This window comes from Campylobacter sp. BCW_6871 (assembly GCF_001762325.1).
GTDB classification, from domain to species: Bacteria; Campylobacterota; Campylobacteria; order Campylobacterales; family Campylobacteraceae; genus Campylobacter_D; species Campylobacter_D jejuni.
In genome coordinates this window covers 149,301-170,030 of record NZ_MJWQ01000018.1, presented here as the reverse complement: position 1 = coordinate 170,030, position 20,730 = coordinate 149,301, and the positions used below count along the sequence as shown (strand labels likewise).

The window sequence follows — 20,730 nt, the reverse complement described above, 5'->3', positions numbered from 1 at the left end:
ATGATTTTTTATAAAAGCAAAAGATTAGCATTTTTTTTAACTTTAGATATTGTTTTAATTTTACTTAGCGTTTATCTGGCTTTTTCTTTGAGATTTAGTGGAGATATTCCGAGTATTTTTTATCATGGTATGATGATTTCTGCTATTATTTTGCTTGTTTTAAAACTTTCATTTTTGTTTGTTTTTAGAATTTATAAAGTAGCTTGGAGATTTTTTTCTCTCAATGAAGCAAGAAAAATTTTTATTGCTTTACTTTTAGCTGAGTTTTGTTTTTTTCTTATTTTTTATTTTTTTAGTGATTTTTTTAATCCTTTTCCAAGAAGTGCTATTGTGATAGATTTTGTTCTTTCTTATATGTTTATAGGTACTTTAAGAATTAGCAAAAGAATGCTTGTGGATTTTAAACCTTCTAGAATGAAAGAAGAAGAAACTCCTTGTATTGTAGTAGGGGCAACTTCTAAGGCTTTGCATTTGTTAAAAGGTGCAAAAGAAGGTTCTTTAGGGCTTTTTCCTGTAGGCGTAGTTGATGCGAGAAAAGAGCTTATAGGGACTTATTGTGATAAATTTATTGTAGAAGAAAAAGAAAAAATAAAATCTTATGTAGAACAAGGGGTAAAAACTGCCATTATTGCTTTAAGACTTGAACAAGAAGAGCTTAAAAAACTTTTTGAAGAACTTGTAGCTTATGGTATTTGCGATGTAAAAATATTTTCTTTTACAAGAAACGAAGCAAGAGATATCAGTATAGAAGACTTGCTTGCTAGAAAACCAAAAGATTTAGATGATAGTGCTGTGGCGGCTTTTTTAAAAGATAAGGTAGTTTTGGTAAGTGGAGCAGGTGGAACTATAGGCAGTGAACTTTGTAAGCAATGTATTAAATTTGGTGCTAAGCATCTTATTATGGTTGATCATAGTGAGTATAATCTTTATAAGATCAATGATGATTTAAATTTATATAAAGAAAAAATTACTCCTATTTTACTGAGTATTTTAGATAAGCAAAGTTTAGATGAGGTATTAAAAACTTATAAACCTGAGCTTATTTTACATGCAGCCGCCTATAAACATGTGCCTCTTTGCGAACAAAATCCACATTCAGCAGTAATTAATAATATTTTAGGAACTAAAATTTTATGCGACAGTGCTAAAGAAAATAAAGTAGCTAAATTTGTGATGATAAGTACAGATAAAGCAGTGCGACCAACAAATATTATGGGTTGTACTAAGAGAGTTTGCGAGCTTTATACTTTAAATATGAGTGATGAAAATTTTGAAGTTGCTTGTGTGCGTTTTGGTAATGTTTTAGGTTCTAGCGGTAGTGTGATACCGAAATTTAAAGCACAAATTGCCAATAATGAGCCTTTAACTTTAACACACCCTGATATAGTGCGTTATTTTATGCTTGTGGCTGAGGCAGTGCAACTTGTTTTACAAGCTGGAGCTATTGCAAAAGGGGGAGAACTTTTTGTTTTGGATATGGGTAAGCCTGTAAAAATCATAGATTTAGCTAAAAAAATGCTTTTACTTTCTAATCGTAATGATTTAGAAATTAAAATCACAGGCTTAAGAAAAGGCGAGAAGCTTTATGAAGAGCTTTTGATTGATGAAAATAATGCTAAAACGCAATATGAGAGTATTTTTGTAGCAAAGAATGAAAAGGTTGATCTTGATTGGCTTAATAAAGAGATAGACAATTTACAAATATGTGAAGATATTTCAGAAGCTTTATTAAAGATTGTGCCTGAATTTAAACACAATAAAGAAGGTGTATAATGTATATAAAAGATATACAAAGATTTGAAGATAATCGCTATCGCGCTAGAGCTTATATGAGTTATATTTTAACAAGAAATTTACCTAATAAACTTCCTGACATTCACCTTAAAACGATTAAAACAGCTTTAGATAAAATAGCTCATGAAGTTGTTGTTTTTGATGCTTTGTATATTTTAGATATTTCAGGCATGCAAATAGAAAATGCGATTTCCTTAAATAAGGCTCATGAAATAGGGCAGGGTGAGGATAGAAGTACTCGTTCTTATTTTTATAGAGCTGTAAAATTAAGACGATGTGTTTTGAGCGATCCTTATCCTTCGGTTTTAAATAATGAGCTTTGCGTGACAGCTTCTATGCCAATTTACGATGATAAAAATAACTTGCTTTTTGTTGTTTGTATTGATATCAAGCTTGAAGATATTTTAAAGATTATTCAAGCAGGAAAATTTGAGTTTGTTTTTACTCAATTTAGTCGTTTGGTATATTTTTGCTTCGCACTGGTTTTATTTGTGATTACTTGTTTTTTATTTCAAAAAGGTTTTTTTAGTCTTTTTGATAATCAAGCTATAGGTATAGAACATATGTTTGAAAGTACCATTGCTATAACTTTGGCTTTAGCTATTTTTGATTTGGCAAAAACTTTGATCGAACAAGAAGTATTAGGAAGGACAAAAAAAGAAGAAGGTGGAATTCAAAAAACTATGGTGAGATTTTTAGGTTCTATTATCATTGCTTTGGCTATAGAAGCTTTGATGTTGGTATTTAAACTTGCTATTGGTGATTTTTCTCAGATGATTTATGCGATTTATCTTATCGGTGGAGTGAGCTTGCTTCTTTTAGGTTTAAGTGTATATTTATTTACGGTTAAGTATAAAAATAATAATATTTGAGTAAAATTTTAAATAAAAGATGATATAATGCTATTTTTTAAAATTTTTTAGCTTGATTAATAAGGCTAAAAAGGGTAAAATAAAACTATAAAAACTTTGAAAGGACGAAATTGTGAAATTGTTAGTTGTTGATGACAGTTCTACTATGAGAAGGATTATTAAAAATACCCTAACAAGACTTGGACACGATGATGTTTTAGAAGCTGAGCATGGCGTTGAAGCTTGGGATTTATTAACTAAAAATGAAGATGTAAAAGTTTTAATTACAGATTGGAATATGCCAGAAATGAACGGCTTGGAGTTGGTAAAAAAAGTAAGAGCAGAGAAAAAATATGAAGATATGCCTATTATCATGGTTACAACTGAGGGCGGAAAAGCTGAAGTGATTACTGCTTTAAAAGCTGGCGTAAATAACTATATTGTAAAACCTTTTACTCCACAAGTTTTAAAGGAAAAACTTGAAGATGTTTTAGGAATAGGAAGTGGAGAAGGTGCAGCTGAGTAAAGGCTGATTTTTAAAATTCTAAATGCAAAAAAAATATTACGAATTGTTCTTTATCGTAGAAGAGCGGTATAAAAATTTATTTCTTGATTTTGTTTTTGATTTAGGTATAGAAGCCATAGAAGAGAAAGATAATGGTGTTTACATTAGATCCCATGAAAGTTTAGAAGATCTTTCATGGGCACTTGAAATATTTGCTCAAAAACTTACAACTACTTTCAATTTAAACCATAAAATTATTTCTAATTTAAGTCTTATAGAGAAAGAAAACAAGGACTGGATACAAGAATATAAAAAAGGTATAAAACCTATTTTAGTGGATAATGTTTACATCCATACCACTTGGCAAGAAGAAAAAAAGAATTGTATAAATATAAAGATTAATCCGGCATTAGCCTTTGGTTCAGGACATCACGAAAGCACATATTCTTGTGTAAAATTTTTACAAAAATTTTCTAAAAGTAAATTAAGAGCTTTAGATCTTGGTTGCGGTAGTGGAATTTTAGGTATTATCATGGCAAAGTTTGGCTGTAATGTTGAAATTTGTGATACTGATGAGTTGGCTATCGATAGTTCTTTGGAAAATGCAAGATTAAATGATGTCGATTTTCATAAGACTTGGTGTGGATCTATAGATAAAGCAAATGGTTTATATAACCTAATTGTTGCAAATATCATTGCAGATGTGATTTTAATTTTAGAAAAAGATATTAAAAACCATTTAGAAGATAATGCTATACTTATTTTGTCAGGAATTTTAGATAAATATTCAACAAGAATTAAAGAAAAATTTCAAGATTTAGAACTCATTGATGAAATGCAAATCAATGAGTGGTGTAGTTTTGTATATAAAAATAATAAAAAGGATAAGTAATGAATAATAATACCCCAAATAATAAGGGTAATCCGCAGGGTAATAATTTTTTTAACAAAAATCCCATTTTTATTTTTGCGATTTTTGCAATTATAATGATAATTATTTTTAAGGGATTTTTTGATGGCAATGGTTCTTTTGGTAGGGCATTGAATGGTAATGAAGTAAATAAAAATGTCCCTTATTCTGAGTTAAAAAAGCTTATTGAAAGTGGACAAATCAATCAAGTTAGTATAGGACAAACAACAATCAAAGCAATTTCAAGCTCTCACAATACTGTTTATACAGCAAAAAAAGTTAACGATCCTGAGCTTGTGAGTTTACTAGATAGTAAAAATATCGCTTATGGTGCGTATTCTGAAACAAATTGGTTTACGGATATACTTTTTTCATGGGTTTTGCCAGTATTTATTTTCTTTGGTATTTGGATGTTTTTGGCAAGTCGTATGCAAAAAAATATGGGAAGTTCTATATTGGGTATAGGAAGTTCTAAGAAACTTGTAAATTCAGAAAAACCTAAAGTAAAATTTAGCGATGTAGCTGGTGTTGAAGAAGCTAAAGAAGAAGTAAAAGAAATTGTAGATTTTTTAAAGTATCCTGAAAGATATATTAAATTGGGAGCGAAAATTCCAAAAGGGCTTTTGCTTGTTGGGCCTCCAGGTACAGGAAAAACCTTGCTTGCAAAAGCAGTTGCAGGTGAAGCTGATGTGCCGTTTTTTAGTGTTTCAGGCTCGTCTTTTATAGAAATGTTTGTGGGTGTAGGCGCTTCTCGTGTGAGAGATTTGTTTGAAAATGCAAAAAAAGAAGCTCCTGCTATTGTTTTCATAGATGAAATAGATGCTATTGGTAAAAGTCGTGCGGCAAGTGGCATGATGGGTGGAAACGATGAAAGAGAACAAACTTTAAATCAGCTTTTGGCTGAAATGGATGGCTTTGGGACAGAAAGTTCCCCAGTCATTGTTTTAGCAGCAACAAATCGCCCAGAAGTTTTAGATGCAGCACTTTTAAGACCAGGAAGGTTTGATAGACAAGTTTTGGTTGATAAACCTGATTTTAAAGGTAGGTGTGATATTTTAAAAGTGCACATGAAAGATGTAAAAATCTCCCCAAAAGTTAAGGTAGAAGACATAGCACGCTTAACCGCAGGACTTGCAGGAGCTGATCTTGCAAATATTATTAATGAAGCGGCGCTTTTAGCGGGTAGGGATTCTAAAAAATATGTAGAACAAAATGATTTAGTTGAAGCTGTTGAAAGAGCTATAGCAGGACTTGAGAAGAAATCACGTCGTATTAATGAAAAAGAAAAGAAAATTGTTACTTATCATGAATGTGGTCATGCTTTAATCGCTGAAACTACCAAAGGTGCAAAACGTGTAAGTAAGGTTTCTGTGATTCCGCGTGGTCTTGCGGCTTTAGGTTATACTTTAAATACTCCTGAGGAAAATAAATTTTTAATGCAAAAACATGAGCTTATCGCTGAAGTAGATGTACTTTTGGGTGGTCGTGCAGCTGAAGAAGTGTTTATAGGTGAAATTTCAACGGGTGCAAGTAATGATTTAGAAAGAGCAACTGATATCATAAAAGCTATGGTTTCTATGTATGGTATGAGTGAAATTGCAGGACTTATGGTGCTTGAAAAACAAAGAAATACTTTCTTAAGTGGTGGACAAACCATAAAAGATTATTCTGAAAAGATGGCAGAATCTTTAGATGATTATGTAAAGAAAACCTTAGATGAACGCTATAAAGATGTTAAAGATACTTTAAATACTTATAAAGGAGCGATTGAGACTATGGTAGCAGCCCTTTATGAAGAAGAGACTATTGAAGGCGCTAAAGTGCGTGAGATTATTAAAGAGTTTGAGGAACAAAATAGTCTACCAACTCGTTTGCAAGAGCTCGAAGAAGTTAAAATTGAAGTTAAAGTAGAAGAATGAAAGATTTTATTGCAAAAGATGGATATTTAAGTCTTATTATTTTAAGCTTGATTTTTATTTTTGTGTGGATTTTTTATTCTTTTTCCATCCTACTATTAGCATTAATTGTAATTTGTATTTTTCTTTTTAGAGCACCCAAAAGAGAACTTGTTTGTAGTGATGAAAAAGCTATTTTTGCACCTATAGATGGCAGGGTTACTAAAATAGAAAATATTCATCATAAAGATTTAGGTGAATGTGTTGAAATTACTATTAAAAATGCTCTTTATGATGCTGGGAATTTTAATACACCTTTTGCAATGTCTATAATAGATATTCGTTTACGACACGGGCTTTTTTTGTGCAGTGAATTAAAATCTGCAAAAATGATGAATGAAAGAGCTTTTATTTTGGCAAAAGTTAAAGAGAATAAAACGATAGCTTTGCGAATTTATGCAGGTTCTTTTGATAGAAAATTAAAGCTCGATAATATTTCTCATGATTTAAAAGCAGGAGATAGAATGGGTTTTTTAATTAATGGCTCTATAAGTTTACTTTTACCAAAAGATACTAGAATTCATATAGGCTTAAATGATGAAATTAAAGCAGGTTCATTGTTAGGCTATTTTGCGTAAGGAAAAATAATGAATAACAGACCGCAATTAATCTATATTTTACCCAATCTTTTTACAGCTGCTTCAGCTTTTTTAGGGGTTATTTCTATTATAGCTTCAATACATGGAAATTATTATACAGCTTTGATTTATATTATTTTATCTTTGATTTGCGATGGGCTTGATGGCCGTGTTGCAAGACTTACAAATTCTACTTCAAAATTTGGAGTAGAATTTGATTCTTTAGCTGATCTAGTAGCTTTTGGAGTTGCTCCAGCGGTTCTTTTTTATATGGCTATAGGTTATGATTTTGGAAAACTTGGATCTTTGATTACGGCTTTTTTTGTGGTTTTTGGAGCCATTCGTTTGGCGAGATTTAATGTTACCACAGGCACTTATGAACCTTCTGTTTTTATAGGTCTTCCTATACCTACTGCAGCAGTTGTGAGTGCTATATGGACTTATGCGTTTATCAGTTATGATTTTTTAAAGCCTTATGGTGTAGTTTTTTTGGTGCTTCAAGCAATTTTGGGGCTTTTAATGGTAAGTAATATACGCTATCCCAGCTTTAAAAAGCTTGATTTTAATCGTTCTAGCGTTTTAAAAGTTTTAATTATATTAATTATAATATTTTCATTTTTATATCTTTATCCCCTTGAAAGTTTAGTAATTTTAGCAAGCTTGTATGTGCTTTATGGAATTATTCGGGTTTTATATACCATTATTGTTTCAAAATTTAAGATAAGAAATCAAGAGTAAAATTTTTCAATGACTTCGCATTCTTCTTGAGTGAAACCAGCTTTGATTCTTGCCTGAATGTTAAGTTTTTTTCCTGCAAGAGAGAATTGTTTAAATGTTTTGCAAAGCTCGATAAAATCATACTTGTTTTGATTTGAAAATTTCCACCAAGTATCTCCTTTTTTAACGTGTTTTATTTCATCATTAAGTATAATTTCAAGATATTCCATTAAAAGATTTTTAATGGAGTGATTGGAGCTTTCAAGTTTTTGAACAACAAATGGGTTGGCATCAAGCCCTTTAGCTTCTAAACCTCTATGAACTACTCCCATTCTAAAGCTTAAAGAGTCTTTCGTAGCTTCTAGAGCAGATTCTAAATTATCATGCACTGGAAAATCTCCATATTTGTAACCAAGTTCTTCAAGTACTGAATTTAAAAGTTTGAAATGTTTAATTTCCTCATCTGCTACCTCCAGCCAATCGTAATAAAATTGCAAAGGTAGATTTTTAAAGCGATAACTCGCATCTAAAGCCAGGTTAATTGCATTAAATTCTATATGAGCGACTGAATGAATTATTTTAGCAAGCGCATGAGTTGAATTGACAAATTTAGGTCTTCTTATACGCGTAGGATGAAGTAAGGTAATTTGTTGTGATGTATTTTTTTTGAAAATGCTTTGATTCTCGTGATTAAAAATAAATTTGTGGCTTTTAAAGTCTTCATAAAAATTTTGAAAAGAGTGAAATTTTATATTTGTATTTTTTTCATATAAAATATTTTGAAGCTCTTGAAAAAATTCTTTTTGCATTTAAAACTTTCTTGAAAATTATAAAAATTTATCATTTAAAATTGAAATTTTAATTATATAATATAAAAATTATTTTACAAGGGTAGATCATGAAAGAATTAAATGAAGAAGAAAAAAAAGTAATTTTAAATAAAGGAACAGAAGCTCCTTTTAGTGGGAAATATAATGATTTTTATGAAAAAGGAATTTATCAATGCAAGCAATGTGGAGCTTCGCTTTATAAATCCGAAGATAAATTTAAATCAGGTTGTGGATGGCCTAGCTTTGATGATGAAATAAGAGGGGCTATTAAAAGAATTCCTGATAAAGATGGGATTAGAACCGAGATTGTGTGTGCAAACTGCAATGGACATTTAGGTCATGTTTTTGAAGGAGAAGGGTTTTCTGCTAAAAATGTAAGACATTGTGTAAATTCTATTTCTTTGGAATTTGTAAAAACCAAGGATTGATAGTGTTTTCTAGTATGGGTTCTGAGCTTTATTTGATATTTTTTGCTGCAATTACTTTACTTGCCATCTTAAATCCTTTTGGTAATTTAACTCAATTTTTGGCTATGAGTGATGGATTGCCTTTAATGCTTCGAAAAAAACTTTTTAGAACTATTCTCTATACAGCTTTTACTATAGTTTTGGTATTTTTACTATCAGGACCTTTATTTATGAACTATATTTTTAGAGTTTCATTAGATGATTTAAGGGTTTCTGGTGGCTTAGTCCTTATTATAATGGCTATTAAAAATTTACTTTTTTCAACAAAAATTGCAACTAAGGATTTTAGTTCTTATCAGGATATGGATGATAAGGAAATTTTAAGACAGAGTTTAATACCTATGGCATTTCCTATGCTTGTTGGGCCTGGAACTTTAGCTAGTATTATCGTTATAGCCGAAGATGGTGGGCTTGATGTTGCTCTTGGCGGAGTAATGATAGCTTTTATTTTTATGTTTATACTTTTTCATTTTGCAGCTACTATAGAAAAAATAGTTGGAAAATTGATTTTACATGTTTTTTCTCGTATAGCACAAGTATTTATTGCTGCTATGGGGTTTAAGATGATTATTGTAGGTTTAAAAGATATATTTAACTTATAAATTAATATAATTTTAAGTAAATAATACTATATAAATTATGATATAATTTTAAAATAATTTATTATTAAAAAGGTGAGTTTTATGTTTGGTGCTAAGAAAAACAATACTGAAATAATTGAACAACTTGAAAAAAAGTGTAATGGTTTAGGAGATATTTTAAGATCTATTGGGAATACCATGGCGGTAATTGAATTTACCACCGATGGCGTTATTTTAGAGGCAAATCAAAATTTTTTAACAACTATGAAATACTCCCTTTCAGAGATCAAGGGCAAGCATCATAGTATGTTTTGTTTGCCTGAAGTTGTTAATTCTTCAGCATATAGTGATTTTTGGAAAGATTTAAGAGATGGAAAAGCTAGAAGTGGTCTTTTTAGACGTATAGCTAAGGGAGGGATAGATGTTTATTTAGAAGCAAATTATCTTCCAATTAGTGATAATAATGGTCATGTTTATAAAATTATTAAATTTGCCAATGATATAACTCAAAGACATTATGAAATGCTTGATCTTAGAAATACTATTGCTGCTGCTAATCGTTCTATGGCTATTATTGAATTTAAACCTGATGGGACTATTATTACGGCTAATGAAAATTTTTTAAGAACTATGGATTTTAATATTGATGAGATTAAAGGAAAGCATCATAGTATGTTCTGTGATTCTAATTATAGATACTCTAAGGACTATGTTCAATTTTGGGAAGATTTAAGAGAGGGCAAATTTCAATCAGGTAAATATATAAGATACGGAAGAAATAATAAAAAAGTATACCTTGAAGCAAGTTATAATCCGGTTAAAAATGATGATGGGAAAATTTACAAGGTTATTAAATTTGCTACAGATATAAGCGAACAAGTTAAAAAAGATCAAGAAAAACTTCGCCTCATAAGCGAACTTGCAGAAAAAAATGATAATCTTACTCAAGATGGAGATCGTGTAATTGAAAACACTGTTTCAAATGTTCAGAATATTGCTGATATGATGTCTCAAAGTTCAAATCTTGTTTCCTCATTAAATCAACAATCAGATGAAATTAAATCTATTATTCAGACTATTAGTGATATTGCTGATCAGACTAATCTGCTTGCTTTAAATGCTGCTATTGAGGCAGCACGTGCTGGTGAACATGGTAGAGGTTTTGCTGTTGTTGCTGATGAAGTAAGAAATTTAGCTGAAAGAACAGGGCATTCAGTTAATGAAATTACCACTACGATTAATTCTATTCGTAATGTTACATCACAAGTGGTTGAGAGTATTAAAAGCGGTTTAGAGGATGTTAATCAGAGTGTTGAACTTGCAAAAGAAGCAAGAGAATGTATGGAGAAAATTCGTGAAAGCTCTGCTGAAGTTGCTAAAGCAATGTCATAAGCGTGATTTTCACGCTTATTTTTTAAGTAATTAAATCTTTAAAATTTTTAAAACCACTTTCTTGATTGCATTTTTCTTTTAAAATATTTAAAAATTCTTTCCTAGAAATATTATGAGCACCCATAAATTCTAAATGTTGGTTATAAACTTGACAATCTATGATAAAATCATAAGGCTTTAATAAATCACAAAGTTTAATCATGGCAACTTTAGATGCATTTTTTTTAATGCTTACCATGCTTTCACCAAAGAAAACCTTGCCTAAAATTAAACCATAAATTCCACCTATAAGTTCATTATTTTCATAAAGTTCAAGGCTATGCGCATAGCCTTGGGTAAATAACTTATAATAAGTGGTAATAAATTCATCATCTATCCAGCTTTGAGAGCGTGTATCGCGACATAATGTAATTAATTTTAAAAAATCATAATCAAGTTTAATTTGATAGAGATTAATAAATTTTTTCATATTTTTTTGGATGTGAATTTGATTTGGATTTAAAATGCATCTAGGATCTGGGCACCACCAAGTTACAGGTTTACTTGTCCATGGGAATAGACCAAAAGTATAAGCTTTTACAATAAAATCAGCTTCTAAATTTTGACTTAAAAATACAGGAGCATTTTTAGGTGCATTGAGTAATTTAGAATATAAATTCGAGCTTTCCATTTTTACCAAGTTTGATTTTAGCTATACCGCCTTTTTTAAGCTTTCCGAATAAAATTTCATCACTGATTTTTTCTCCTATTTCCTCAGAAATTATGCGTTTTAAAAGCCTTACTCCAAATTCTTTATTATAGGCTTTTTTAGCTAAATAAATTTTGGCTTTATCGTCCGCTGATAATTTTATATTGTTTAAATTTTTAGAAATTTCATCAAGTTCTTTTTCGATAATTTTAACAAGTATAGCATCGTTTAAATCATTAAAATGCAAAATTTTATCAATGCGATTAATAAATTCTGGAGCAAAAAAATCTTTGATAGCACGATTACTTTTTTCTTCATTTTTACTTAAAAAACCAAGCTCATTGCTTTCTTTAAGTCCTAGATTGGATGTCATAATAATGATTGTATTTTTAAAATCTACTTTAAGACCGCTATTGTCGGTGAGTTCAGCATTGTCAAAAATCTGTAAAAAGGTATTACTTAAATCAGGATGAGCCTTTTCTATTTCGTCAAAAAGAACAAGACTGAAAGGATTTTTGCGAATAGCATTGCTTAAAAGTCCACCCTCTTCAAAACCTATATATCCAGCTGGAGATCCTATTAGTTTACTTATAGTATGTTTTTCTGCATATTCACTCATATCAAAGCGTTCTAAATTTAAACCTAAAAATTCAGCTAAAGTTTTGCAAAGTTCTGTTTTTCCAACTCCACTTGATCCAGTAAACAAAAACACTCCGCGTGGTGTATTGGAATTTTTAAATCCTGCGAAACTTTGCTTAAGTGATGAAACAAGGCTATCTATAACTTCATCTTGGCCAAAAATTTTTGCTTTTAAATTTGCTTTTAAATTCATTAAAGCTTTATTTTGATCGAATTCAAACATTTTGTGATGGTGGGTCATTTTTGCTAAAACATTTTCTAAATCTTTTAAATTGGCATTTTTTTTAGCTTTTGGATTTAAAGCAAAAGAAGCACCAAGTTCATCGACCAGATCTATAGCACAATCAGGTAAAAATTTATCATTAAAAAATTTTTTACCCCAAATTACAGCATATTGAAGAATTTCATCGTTTAATTTTATATGATGAAATTCTTCATATTTGTTTTTTAATCCTTTCAGAATTTGCAAGCTTTCTTCTTGGCTTGGTTCATCTACATTTATTTTAGCAAAACGGCGACTTAGGGGTTTATTTTTATCAAAAGTATTTTTATATTCCATAAAAGTTGTTGCACCTATGCATTTTAAAGTTCCATTACTTAGAGCCGGTTTTAAAAGATTGGAAAAATCAGTATGAGATTCTCCTGTACTTCCAGCTCCTACTATAGTGTGAATTTCATCAATAAATAAAATAGCATTGGGTATTTTCTCAAGTTCATTTAAAATTTCTTTAATTCTTTTCTCAAAATCTCCACGGTATTTTGTTCCCGCAAGTATACTAGCCATATCAAGACTAAAAATTTTTGCATTTTGTAAGTTTTTAGGCACCTTTTTTTCCGCAATAGCCAATGCTAATCCTTCTACAATGGCCGTTTTGCCAACTCCTGCCTCTCCTACTAAAATAGGATTATTTTTTTTGCGACGTGAAAGAATTTGCATCATTCTTTCAAGTTCAAATTTTCTTCCTATTAAAGGATCAATCTTGCCATTTTGAGCTAAAAGTGTTAAATCACTTGTGTGGTTGCTTAAATTTTGTATATTTTCATGATTTTGAAGTTCTTGAATTTTGTTAAGATTTATGTTGTGTTTTTTTAAGAGATAGCTAGAATAACTTCTTGAATCCTGTATGAGCTTTTCTAAAAAATCTATAATTTTAATTTCATTATTTTTATTTTTAAGTGAAAGTAAGATTTCATCTAAAACAACAGATATTGTAGGTTCTATTTCTTGTTTAATAATTTGATTGTTTTGAGAAATGTAATTTTTTAATTCAGTTTCTAGAAGTTCAAGATCTCCATCTGAAAATTCTTCAAATATATCCTTAAAATCAGTGCTTAGTTTTAGTAATGCAAACAGTACATGCTCACAGGTAACAAATTCATGGTGGTTTATTAAGCTTAGATTTTTGGCATTATCAAGATATTTTTGTAAATTTTCTTGGTATTTCATTCTTCTTCCACCTTTGCTTGTAGTGGAAAATTAGCAAGTTTAGCCGCATCTATAACTTTTTTTTGTTTTGAAAGAGCTATTTCTTGAGTGTAAATGCCACAAATTCCAGAACCATTGTGATGAATTTCTAACATTGTTTGACTTGCTTTTTCAAGGTTTTGATGAAAAATATTCATCAAAATTTCTATGACAAAATCCATGGTTGTTACATCATCATTTAAGAGTATAACTTTATACATTTTTGGTTCACTAAGTTTTATTTGCTCTAGAGTTTGGGTTTTTGGCATTATTTTCCTTTGTAGATTTTATTTAAATCTTCTTGCATGAGTTCTGTTGGAATTTTGCCAAGATAAAAATTTGTTGGAGTATTATTATTCCAGTAATCGCTTATTTTTTGATAAATTCCATTTTTTAAAACAACTTTAAAAGGAAGTTGCTCCATATTTTGATAGTCTATATCTTTTAAAATTTGAGCAATAATACGATCGTTAGAGCTGCCATTGCTTAGAAAATAGTAAGCACCATAATCATCTGCGAATTTTTTAACTGTTTCATCGCTAACATCTTCAAAATGTGTAAGTCCTATAATGATAAATTTGCTAGAATTATTTTTCCAAAGTTTGCTAAGATCTAAAGCTTCTTCTTTGCATGGGGTGCAAAAAGTGCCAAAAAAATCAAACATTAGAACTTTTCCTTCCTCTCCTTCTACCACAAAACCTTTATCTGTTCTTATTAAAGTTTTGCTTCCACCATTTACACTATTTAATACTATTTTATCTCCTTTGTGATACTCTTCAAACATAAAATCATTTTGAATTTCTTCTTCTTTGGAGCAAGCATTAAGAAAAAATGCTAAACTTATTAAAAATAGGGTTAAAATTTTTTTCATTTAATTTCCTTTATTTATAATTTTTCATAGCAGCTCTAGCTTCTAAATCGGCTTGCTTTTTCTTTAAAGTTTCACGCTTGTCGTGCAAATTTTTCCCTTTAGCTAAAGCAAGAGTGGCTTTTACTTTATTTTTTGTGTTAAAATAAAGATCTAATGCAACGATAGTATATCCTTCTATACTTACTTTACCTAATAATTTATCAATTTGCTTTCTATGCATTAAAAGCTTTCTAGCACCTCTTTCTTCGTGTTTATAGAAAGAATGTGTAGTATGAAGCAATGAAATATGAGAATTAAGTAAAAAAATCTCATTTTTTATAATGCGAACAAAAGAGTCTTTAAGATTTGCTCTTCCTGCTCTTAAAGCTACAACTTCACTTCCCTTAAGGACAATTCCGGCTTCAAAGCGTTCTATGATCCTATAATCAAATAAAGCTTTTTTATTTCTCGCAATAATTTTCATCGATCAACCTTAAAAACACTACTACCGCTACCGCTTAGAAAAAAATCTTCTTGTAAGTAAGACTTCATTTTAGGATATAAAGTTGCACAAGGAGTAAATAAATCATTTAATTCTTTGTTTTTAAAGTTTTGTAACAACTCTTTTGTGCTGAGTTTTTTGTAGATTTGCGCTTGATTATTGTTTTTTTGAAAGTCAAATATTCCTCTATCAAATTCATCATAAACAGCTTTAGTTTGGCAAGATATTTGTGGAAAAGTCCATTTTAAATTAGGTGTGTCATCTTCAAATTCTTTTATAATTTCACCACAGCCACTTACATTAGCAGAGTGAAAGCCACTTAAAAAAAAGGCAATATCACTTCCTAGTTGTATGCTTAAATTTATAAGTTCTTGTAGGTTTAATTTTAAATTTAGGGTTTCATTCATTAGTAGTAAAAAACTCGCACAATCGCTACTTCCACCGCCAAGTCCAGCACATACTGGGATATTTTTTGTGAGTTTTAGGCTTTTTTTGCTAAATAATTCTTTTAATTCGTTATTATATCTTTTAGAAAGTAGCAAGTAAGCCTTTTGAATAATATTATTTTCGCATTTAAAATTACTAATGATTTCAAATTCTTTTTTAGAGTCTGATTCTTTATCAACAAGCTCAAGCTCATCAAAAAGATCTTTTAAAAGTATAAATCGTGATTCTAAAAGATGATATTTTCTTGAGTCAAAACCGGTAAGTTTTAAAAAAATATTTGCTTTAGCGTAAGCTTTCATTTGATTAGTTTTTTGCTTAAGTCATCAAGTTTAATATCATTCTGAACAACAGAATGCAAATTTTCATCCTTTACTTGTTGAACAAGTTCTTTTCTAAGTATCATAAGAGATTTTGGAGCTTCTATGCCTATTTTGGCATATCCTTTCCCTGTTTGAACGACTTTGATTTCTATACCTTCTCCGATAATTATACTTTCATTTTCTTTTCTTGATAATATTAACATTTTTCAACCTTATTTAGAAGATATTTTACTGTATTTTCTTTAATATTAATTACGCTAAAATATTTTTCTGTTTCAATATAATAATCTCCTTCATCATGAAATTCTAATTCTTCGACAAAAATTTTAGCACCATTTTCGAGTTTACTTAAATTCTTGATAAAATTTGGCTTTAGGTTAATGTATTTTAACACATTTAAGCTTTTCTCATTATTATAAACAAATTTACCTTCTTTAATGCGCTCTAAAGAGCTTAAAGTCGCATTAATACCTAGTTTTCTAGCAAAAAGTTCGCAATAAGATCTTATATAAGCACCTTCACTGACTGTGATTTCAATATTTAAAAAAGGATGATTATAGCTTAAGATCTTGCAATCAAATACTTCCATTTGACAAGGTTTTAAATTTACTTCTATACCTTTTTTTGCAAGTTCATAGGCGCGAGTTCCATTGATTCTTTTGGCGCTAAATTGCGGTGGTGTATAGGAGATAATTCCTTGCATTTGATCAACGATTTGTTGTAAATTTGCAAGATCAAATTCTTTTATATTTTTAATTTCTTTTATATTTTGATCATCAAGACTTAAGGAGTAAACTCCAAGCCATAAAGTAGCTTTATAGGTTTTTGGAGTTTTTTTTAAAAAACGGAAAAGTTTTGTGTATTGTCCAAATGCAACGATTAAAATCCCTTTGGCGAAAGGATCAAGAGTGCCAGAATATCCTGCTTTTTTATTTTTATATTTTTTCTTTAAAGTGCTTAAAAAGGCATTAGAGCTCAAACCCCTTGGTTTAAAGGCTGCAAAGATCTTGTTCATACTGCTTTTTCCACAAAGCTTGCCATGATTACACGCATTATGCCGCCAAAATTAATATTAAGCTGTTCCTCTTTTCCTCTTTTATTAACTTCAACAACCCTGCCAATGCCAAAAATTTTATGTTTAACTAGATCTCCTTTACAAAAGCTAGTTTTTTGTATATTTTGATTTTTTGATTTTTCATTGATTAATTTACTTTCTTCTAAGAAGCGACTAGGATTGATATTTGCTCTTGAACCATGATAAAAACGAGAATTTGCAACACTTATTGTGAGAAATTTTTTGGCGCGAGTGATGGCAACATAAGCAAGACGGCGTTCTTCTTCGAGATTTTCTTCGCTATTTAAAGGAAAAAATCCTTCATCAAAGCCTATTATAAAAACATAATCAAATTCCAAACCTTTGCTAGCATGAATACTCATCAAGCAAACACATTCTTCATCTAAATTATCTTGATCACTTAATAAAGAAATTTCACTAAGTAGATCTTCTAAAGAAGCTTCGGGATCTTCTTTGAGTTTTTCTCTTAGATTAGCATAAAACTCATCAAGATTTCTGATTCTTTCATCTCCATCATCTTGCTCTGAAAAATAATCTTTGATTTTAAATAATTCTTCTATATTATCAAAAACCTTTTTTGCATTATCGTAGCTTTTTAGAGTGTGAATATTTTGTATAAAAATATTTGCTTCATTTTGTGCTTTTTTTGTTGTTAAAATTCCTACACCGCCATCGCTTTCACATAAGGCATCAAAAAGTGAAATTTGACGTTTTTTTGCATATTCTTCTAAATTTTTTAGGGCTTTTTCTCCTATGGATCTTTTAGGGCGATTAATAATACGCCTAAATGACAAATCATCGTTTGGATTTAAGATAAGTCTAAGATACGAGATTAAATCTTTTATTTCTAATCTTTCATAAAAACGCATACCGCTAAGCAGTTTATAAGAAATTTTTTCCTTCATAAATGCTTCTTCTATTGCTCTTGATAGTGCATTAACTCGAAATAAAACGGCGATCTCTTTAGCTTCTACTCCAGAATTTAGCAATTTTTTCACTTCTTGAGCGATATATAAACCTTCATCTTTTTCGTTTTCGTTTTTTAATATTTTAATATTTTCCCCAGTATCTTTAGTGCAGATTAAAGTTTTTCCAAGTCGTTGTTCATTGTGAGATATGAGATTATTTGCTGCTTGTAAAATAGTCCCTACTGAACGATAATTTTGTTCAAGTTTTACAAGTTTAACATTTTTAAAATCGTTTTGAAAATTTAAAATATTTTCAATTTTTGCTCCACGCCAACTATAAATACTTTGATCATCATCACCAACAACTGTGATATTTTCATGCATACAACATAGATTTTTTAGAATTTTATATTGTAAGGTATTAGTATCTTGATACTCATCAACTGTAATGTAATTATAAAGTAAGCTTTGTTCTTTGGCAAAATTTATATCATTTTCTAAAATGAGATTGCTTAGCAATAAAAGATCATCAAAATCTACAAAATTTTGTTTTAATAAGTATTCTTCATAAGCACGGTAATAGTTGGCAAATTTGTATTCATTTTGATATTTTTCAAAATTATGTTCTTTTAGTAAATTTAAATCTTCAAAGACATTGCTTACTTTTTTGCCTTCATTTTTGCAATAAGATATGTATTTGATAATATCATAGACATTATCTTTGTTTTTATCATGGATTAAGTCTTTAATTATTTTTTTTGTATCATCTGTATCGATAACAATAAAACTATTTTTACGCTCCAATCTTTCAAAATGGAGTTTTAAAAATAAAAGTCCAAATTTATGAAAGGTGCAAAGCAAAGGATTGTGATTGCCTTGTAGAAAATTTAATGCTCTATGACGCATAACACTAGCTGCTTTATTTGTAAAAGTAAGAGTAAGAGTGTTATGCGAGGGGATGCCTACTTCACCGATAAGATAAGCAAGACGAGTGGTGATAGTTTTGGTTTTTCCACTACCTGCACCCGCTAGGATAAGCATGGCTCCATCAATGTGGCTTACTGCCTGTTTTTGACTATCATTTAAATCTTCAAATAGATTCATTTTTTGAAAATATCTTTATTTTTTGGATTATTTAAAAATATATTTTTAGATTTTTGTAAATTTTTACTATCTTCGCGTTTATAAAGGCTAAAATTAACAAATAAAATGCTATTTTCTATTTGAATTTGCGTGATAGCTCCTAAATCAACCTTTACAAAACTATCAAAATCATCATTTCCAAAACCTGCGTGAAATTGAATGAAATCTTTATTTAGTTGTATGGATTCAAAGGTGTATCCTCCAAGAGCAAAAAGAGCATAAGGATTTTGTTTAACATCAAGCTCTTTGGGAAGTTCAGGGTTAAAATCTATGAAATTTGTATTTGCAACTATGGAAAATTCTATATTTTCTTCTATAAGGTGTGAAATAACTTCATAGCAATGCTTTTGCATGGTATGGATAAAATTTTCATTTTTTAAGATTGTTTCTAGCATGATTGTAACTCCATAAATTCATTGATGAGTTTTTGAATTTCTTTTATGCCTATTTCCCAAAAATTTTCATCTTCTATATCAAAGCCAAACATTCCTACTAGTTCTTTTGGACTCACACTTCCACCTAAAGAAAGCATTTTGATATAAAGTTCTTTAAAATTTTCACATTTTTTACTTTTGTAAAGTCCATAAAGAGCTAAAACTAAAAGTTGTGCATAAGCATAAGCATAGCAGTAAAAAGGAGAATGGATAAAATGAGGAATATAACTCCACCAAGAAGCATAATTTTTTGTAAGTTTTACGCTGTCTTGAAACATTTTTTGAGATTCTTCCATCCAAATTTTATTGATTTCTTCGGTGCTTAATTCATTTTCTTGAGCATGTAAGCGTCTTTCAAAACAAGTAAAATTAATTTGTCTATAAAAAGTTGCAAAAATATCTTCGATTTTATTTGCATATAAAGATAGGAGTTCTTCTTTTTTTAACTTATCTTTAATAAAATCAAATACGAGCATTTCGGCAAAAACTGAAGCTGTTTCTGCGGTGGTTAAAGGTGTGTTTTGATTTAAGTAGCTTACATTGTAAGAAAGTTTTTGATGGATAGTATGTCCTAATTCATGTGCAAGTGTAAAAAGATCACGCCTTTTATCGGTGTAGTTTAATAAAACAAAAGGATGCGCATCAGAAGTTGCAGAATGTGAAAAAGCACCCCCTTGTTTATTTTCTTGTGGATAAACATCAATCCAGCCTTGATCAAAAGCATTTTTTGCTATATTATAAAATTGAGAAGAAAAAGCTTGAAATGCCTCTAAAACAATATCTTTACTTGTTTTAAAATCAAAACTTGCTTCTTTTCCTATGGGCGCATATCTGTCGTAGTCTTTAAGCTCATCATAGCCTAAAATTTGTTTTTTTCTTTTGTAAAATTGCGATACTAAGTTAAAATGTTTTTGCGCACTTGCTATCAAAGAATCAACGCTTTTTTGTGAAATTTGATTGCTGATATGTCTTGAAATTTCAGCATTTTCATAACCTCTTAATAAGCTTATATTTTTTCTTTCTGTTTTTATCATATTGATAATAAAACTTAAAAGTCTGCTATTTTTTTGCAAAACTTTACTGAATTTTTTAGCAGCTTTTTTGCGTATCTTTCTATCTTCATCATACATTTTGCTTAGAATTTCTTCTTCACTAAGTTTTTTACCTTCAAAAGGGATTTTTAAAGCGCTCATACTTTCATCAAAAAGCCTACTAAAAGCATTTGCACCTGTATTTGAAAGATAGAGCATAATGCGTTCTTCGTTTTTGCTAAGATTATAGCGTTTGTTTTGCAATAAATTAGAAAGATAAAAATCATAATCTTTACAAAAAGTTGTAAATTCTTGACTTTTTTCAGGAACTAACTCACAAAATTCAAGCTCGAAAAAGAGTAAATTTTCTTCTATTTTTTTGCATTCTTCTTCGTATTGTGCGTAAAAAGAACCATTTTGAGTGTTTTTAGCAAAAAGCAAATAAGCATAAGTCATGATTTTGCCAAGAGCTTGATTTAAATTTTCATAATCTTTTAAAGCTTGTAAAAACTCATTAGCATTTAATGTATAGAGTTTATTTTCATAGTCTTTTTTAAAATTTAAACTTTGTTGGATTTGATCTTGTGTAAAATTTTGCAACGCTTCTTTATTGTGAAATAAAGCACTTAAATCCCATTCTAACATTTT

General features: G+C 29.7%; 22 protein-coding genes. 10 read left to right on the top strand and 12 right to left on the bottom strand.

From position 1 onward, the window contains the following. The 7 genes from pglF to pssA all read left to right on the top strand — a co-directional run bounded on the left by pglF (position 1) and on the right by pssA (position 7,331). Positions 1–1,773, top strand: coding sequence for a UDP-N-acetylglucosamine 4,6-dehydratase (configuration-retaining) (gene pglF, locus AJ930_RS02100; protein WP_044779137.1), 1,773 nt, complete (start codon positions 1–3; stop codon positions 1,771–1,773). Next, on the top strand, positions 1,773–2,666 hold the full coding sequence (locus tag AJ930_RS02095) for a PDC sensor domain-containing protein (RefSeq protein ID WP_044793933.1): 894 nt from the start codon (positions 1,773–1,775) through the stop codon (positions 2,664–2,666). Before pglF ends, AJ930_RS02095 begins: the two co-directional genes overlap by 1 nt. 112 nt (positions 2,667–2,778) lie before the next feature. Beyond that, the gene (locus AJ930_RS02090; protein WP_032603349.1) at positions 2,779–3,171 is read left to right on the top strand and encodes a chemotaxis response regulator CheY; all 393 of its coding nucleotides are present in this window, start codon (positions 2,779–2,781) and stop codon (positions 3,169–3,171) included. Between the two features lie 22 nt (positions 3,172–3,193). Beyond that, positions 3,194–4,042 carry a 50S ribosomal protein L11 methyltransferase gene (locus AJ930_RS02085; protein ID WP_044779139.1) on the top strand — a complete coding sequence of 283 codons (849 nt, stop codon included), beginning with the start codon at positions 3,194–3,196 and terminating at the stop codon, positions 4,040–4,042. Continuing rightward, positions 4,042–5,979, top strand: a complete 1,938-nt coding sequence (gene ftsH / locus AJ930_RS02080; RefSeq protein WP_070274761.1) for an ATP-dependent zinc metalloprotease FtsH — start codon at positions 4,042–4,044, stop codon at positions 5,977–5,979. The genes AJ930_RS02085 and ftsH overlap by 1 nt, the downstream gene beginning before the upstream one ends. Continuing rightward, positions 5,976–6,593: a phosphatidylserine decarboxylase gene (locus tag AJ930_RS02075; protein ID WP_044779141.1), complete on the top strand. Its 618-nt coding sequence runs from the start codon at positions 5,976–5,978 to the stop codon at positions 6,591–6,593. Before ftsH ends, AJ930_RS02075 begins: the two co-directional genes overlap by 4 nt. Before the next feature lie 9 nt (positions 6,594–6,602). After that, positions 6,603–7,331 carry a CDP-diacylglycerol--serine O-phosphatidyltransferase gene (gene pssA, locus AJ930_RS02070; RefSeq protein ID WP_002859122.1) on the top strand — a complete coding sequence of 243 codons (729 nt, stop codon included), beginning with the start codon at positions 6,603–6,605 and terminating at the stop codon, positions 7,329–7,331. Here pssA and AJ930_RS02065 read toward each other — a convergent pair. Then, entirely contained in the window at positions 7,322–8,119 is a 798-nt protein-coding gene (locus AJ930_RS02065; RefSeq protein ID WP_002870517.1) for a ferritin-like domain-containing protein, read from the bottom strand. The two genes, pssA and AJ930_RS02065, sit on opposite strands and share 10 nt — an antisense overlap. Positions 8,120–8,208: 89 nt before the next feature. Between AJ930_RS02065 and AJ930_RS02060 the strand changes: the two genes are divergently transcribed. The 3 genes from AJ930_RS02060 (at position 8,209) to cetZ (ending at position 10,580) form a co-directional block, all read left to right on the top strand. Further along, positions 8,209–8,568: a methionine-R-sulfoxide reductase gene (locus tag AJ930_RS02060; protein ID WP_002861829.1), complete on the top strand. Its 360-nt coding sequence runs from the start codon at positions 8,209–8,211 to the stop codon at positions 8,566–8,568. A gap of 14 nt (positions 8,569–8,582) precedes the next feature. Continuing rightward, positions 8,583–9,209 carry a MarC family protein gene (locus AJ930_RS02055; RefSeq protein WP_079860114.1) on the top strand — a complete coding sequence of 209 codons (627 nt, stop codon included), beginning with the start codon at positions 8,583–8,585 and terminating at the stop codon, positions 9,207–9,209. Between the two features lie 81 nt (positions 9,210–9,290). After that, a complete protein-coding gene (gene cetZ / locus AJ930_RS02050; protein WP_070274760.1) occupies positions 9,291–10,580 on the top strand; it encodes an energy taxis response protein CetZ in 1,290 nt (429 codons plus the stop codon). A gap of 22 nt (positions 10,581–10,602) precedes the next feature. Here cetZ and aat read toward each other — a convergent pair whose 3' ends face one another. Genes aat through AJ930_RS01995 form a run of 11 tightly spaced genes read right to left on the bottom strand, consistent with a single transcriptional unit; the run spans position 10,603 to position 20,727 of the window. Further along, on the bottom strand, positions 10,603–11,250 hold the full coding sequence (gene aat / locus AJ930_RS02045; RefSeq protein WP_044779143.1) for a leucyl/phenylalanyl-tRNA--protein transferase: 648 nt from the start codon (positions 11,248–11,250) through the stop codon (positions 10,603–10,605). Beyond that, positions 11,225–13,354, bottom strand: a complete 2,130-nt coding sequence (locus tag AJ930_RS02040) for an AAA family ATPase (protein ID WP_044779144.1) — start codon at positions 13,352–13,354, stop codon at positions 11,225–11,227. Before AJ930_RS02040 ends, aat begins: the two co-directional genes overlap by 26 nt. Then, complete coding sequence (locus AJ930_RS02035; RefSeq protein ID WP_044779145.1) at positions 13,351–13,641, bottom strand: ATP-dependent Clp protease adaptor ClpS; 291 nt, start codon at positions 13,639–13,641, stop codon at positions 13,351–13,353. Before AJ930_RS02035 ends, AJ930_RS02040 begins: the two co-directional genes overlap by 4 nt. After that, a complete protein-coding gene (locus tag AJ930_RS02030) occupies positions 13,641–14,243 on the bottom strand; it encodes a TlpA disulfide reductase family protein (RefSeq protein WP_002888338.1) in 603 nt (200 codons plus the stop codon). Before AJ930_RS02030 ends, AJ930_RS02035 begins: the two co-directional genes overlap by 1 nt. A gap of 10 nt (positions 14,244–14,253) precedes the next feature. Next, positions 14,254–14,706: an SsrA-binding protein SmpB gene (gene smpB / locus AJ930_RS02025; RefSeq protein WP_070242916.1), complete on the bottom strand. Its 453-nt coding sequence runs from the start codon at positions 14,704–14,706 to the stop codon at positions 14,254–14,256. Further along, positions 14,703–15,470 (bottom strand): 4-(cytidine 5'-diphospho)-2-C-methyl-D-erythritol kinase, encoded by a 768-nt coding sequence (locus AJ930_RS02020; protein ID WP_044780194.1) that lies wholly within the window; start codon positions 15,468–15,470, stop codon positions 14,703–14,705. Before AJ930_RS02020 ends, smpB begins: the two co-directional genes overlap by 4 nt. After that, a complete protein-coding gene (gene csrA / locus AJ930_RS02015; RefSeq protein WP_002852854.1) occupies positions 15,467–15,694 on the bottom strand; it encodes a carbon storage regulator CsrA in 228 nt (75 codons plus the stop codon). Before csrA ends, AJ930_RS02020 begins: the two co-directional genes overlap by 4 nt. Beyond that, positions 15,688–16,506, bottom strand: coding sequence for a tRNA pseudouridine(55) synthase TruB (truB, locus tag AJ930_RS02010; RefSeq protein WP_002870522.1), 819 nt, complete (start codon positions 16,504–16,506; stop codon positions 15,688–15,690). Before truB ends, csrA begins: the two co-directional genes overlap by 7 nt. Continuing rightward, a complete protein-coding gene (locus tag AJ930_RS02005; RefSeq protein ID WP_070274759.1) occupies positions 16,503–18,578 on the bottom strand; it encodes an ATP-dependent helicase in 2,076 nt (691 codons plus the stop codon). The genes truB and AJ930_RS02005 overlap by 4 nt, the downstream gene beginning before the upstream one ends. Then, entirely contained in the window at positions 18,575–19,012 is a 438-nt protein-coding gene (locus tag AJ930_RS02000; RefSeq protein WP_002861821.1) for a hypothetical protein, read from the bottom strand. Before AJ930_RS02000 ends, AJ930_RS02005 begins: the two co-directional genes overlap by 4 nt. Further along, positions 19,006–20,727, bottom strand: a complete 1,722-nt coding sequence (locus AJ930_RS01995) for a M3 family oligoendopeptidase (RefSeq protein ID WP_070274758.1) — start codon at positions 20,725–20,727, stop codon at positions 19,006–19,008. The genes AJ930_RS02000 and AJ930_RS01995 overlap by 7 nt, the downstream gene beginning before the upstream one ends. Positions 20,728–20,730 lie beyond the last annotated feature (3 nt).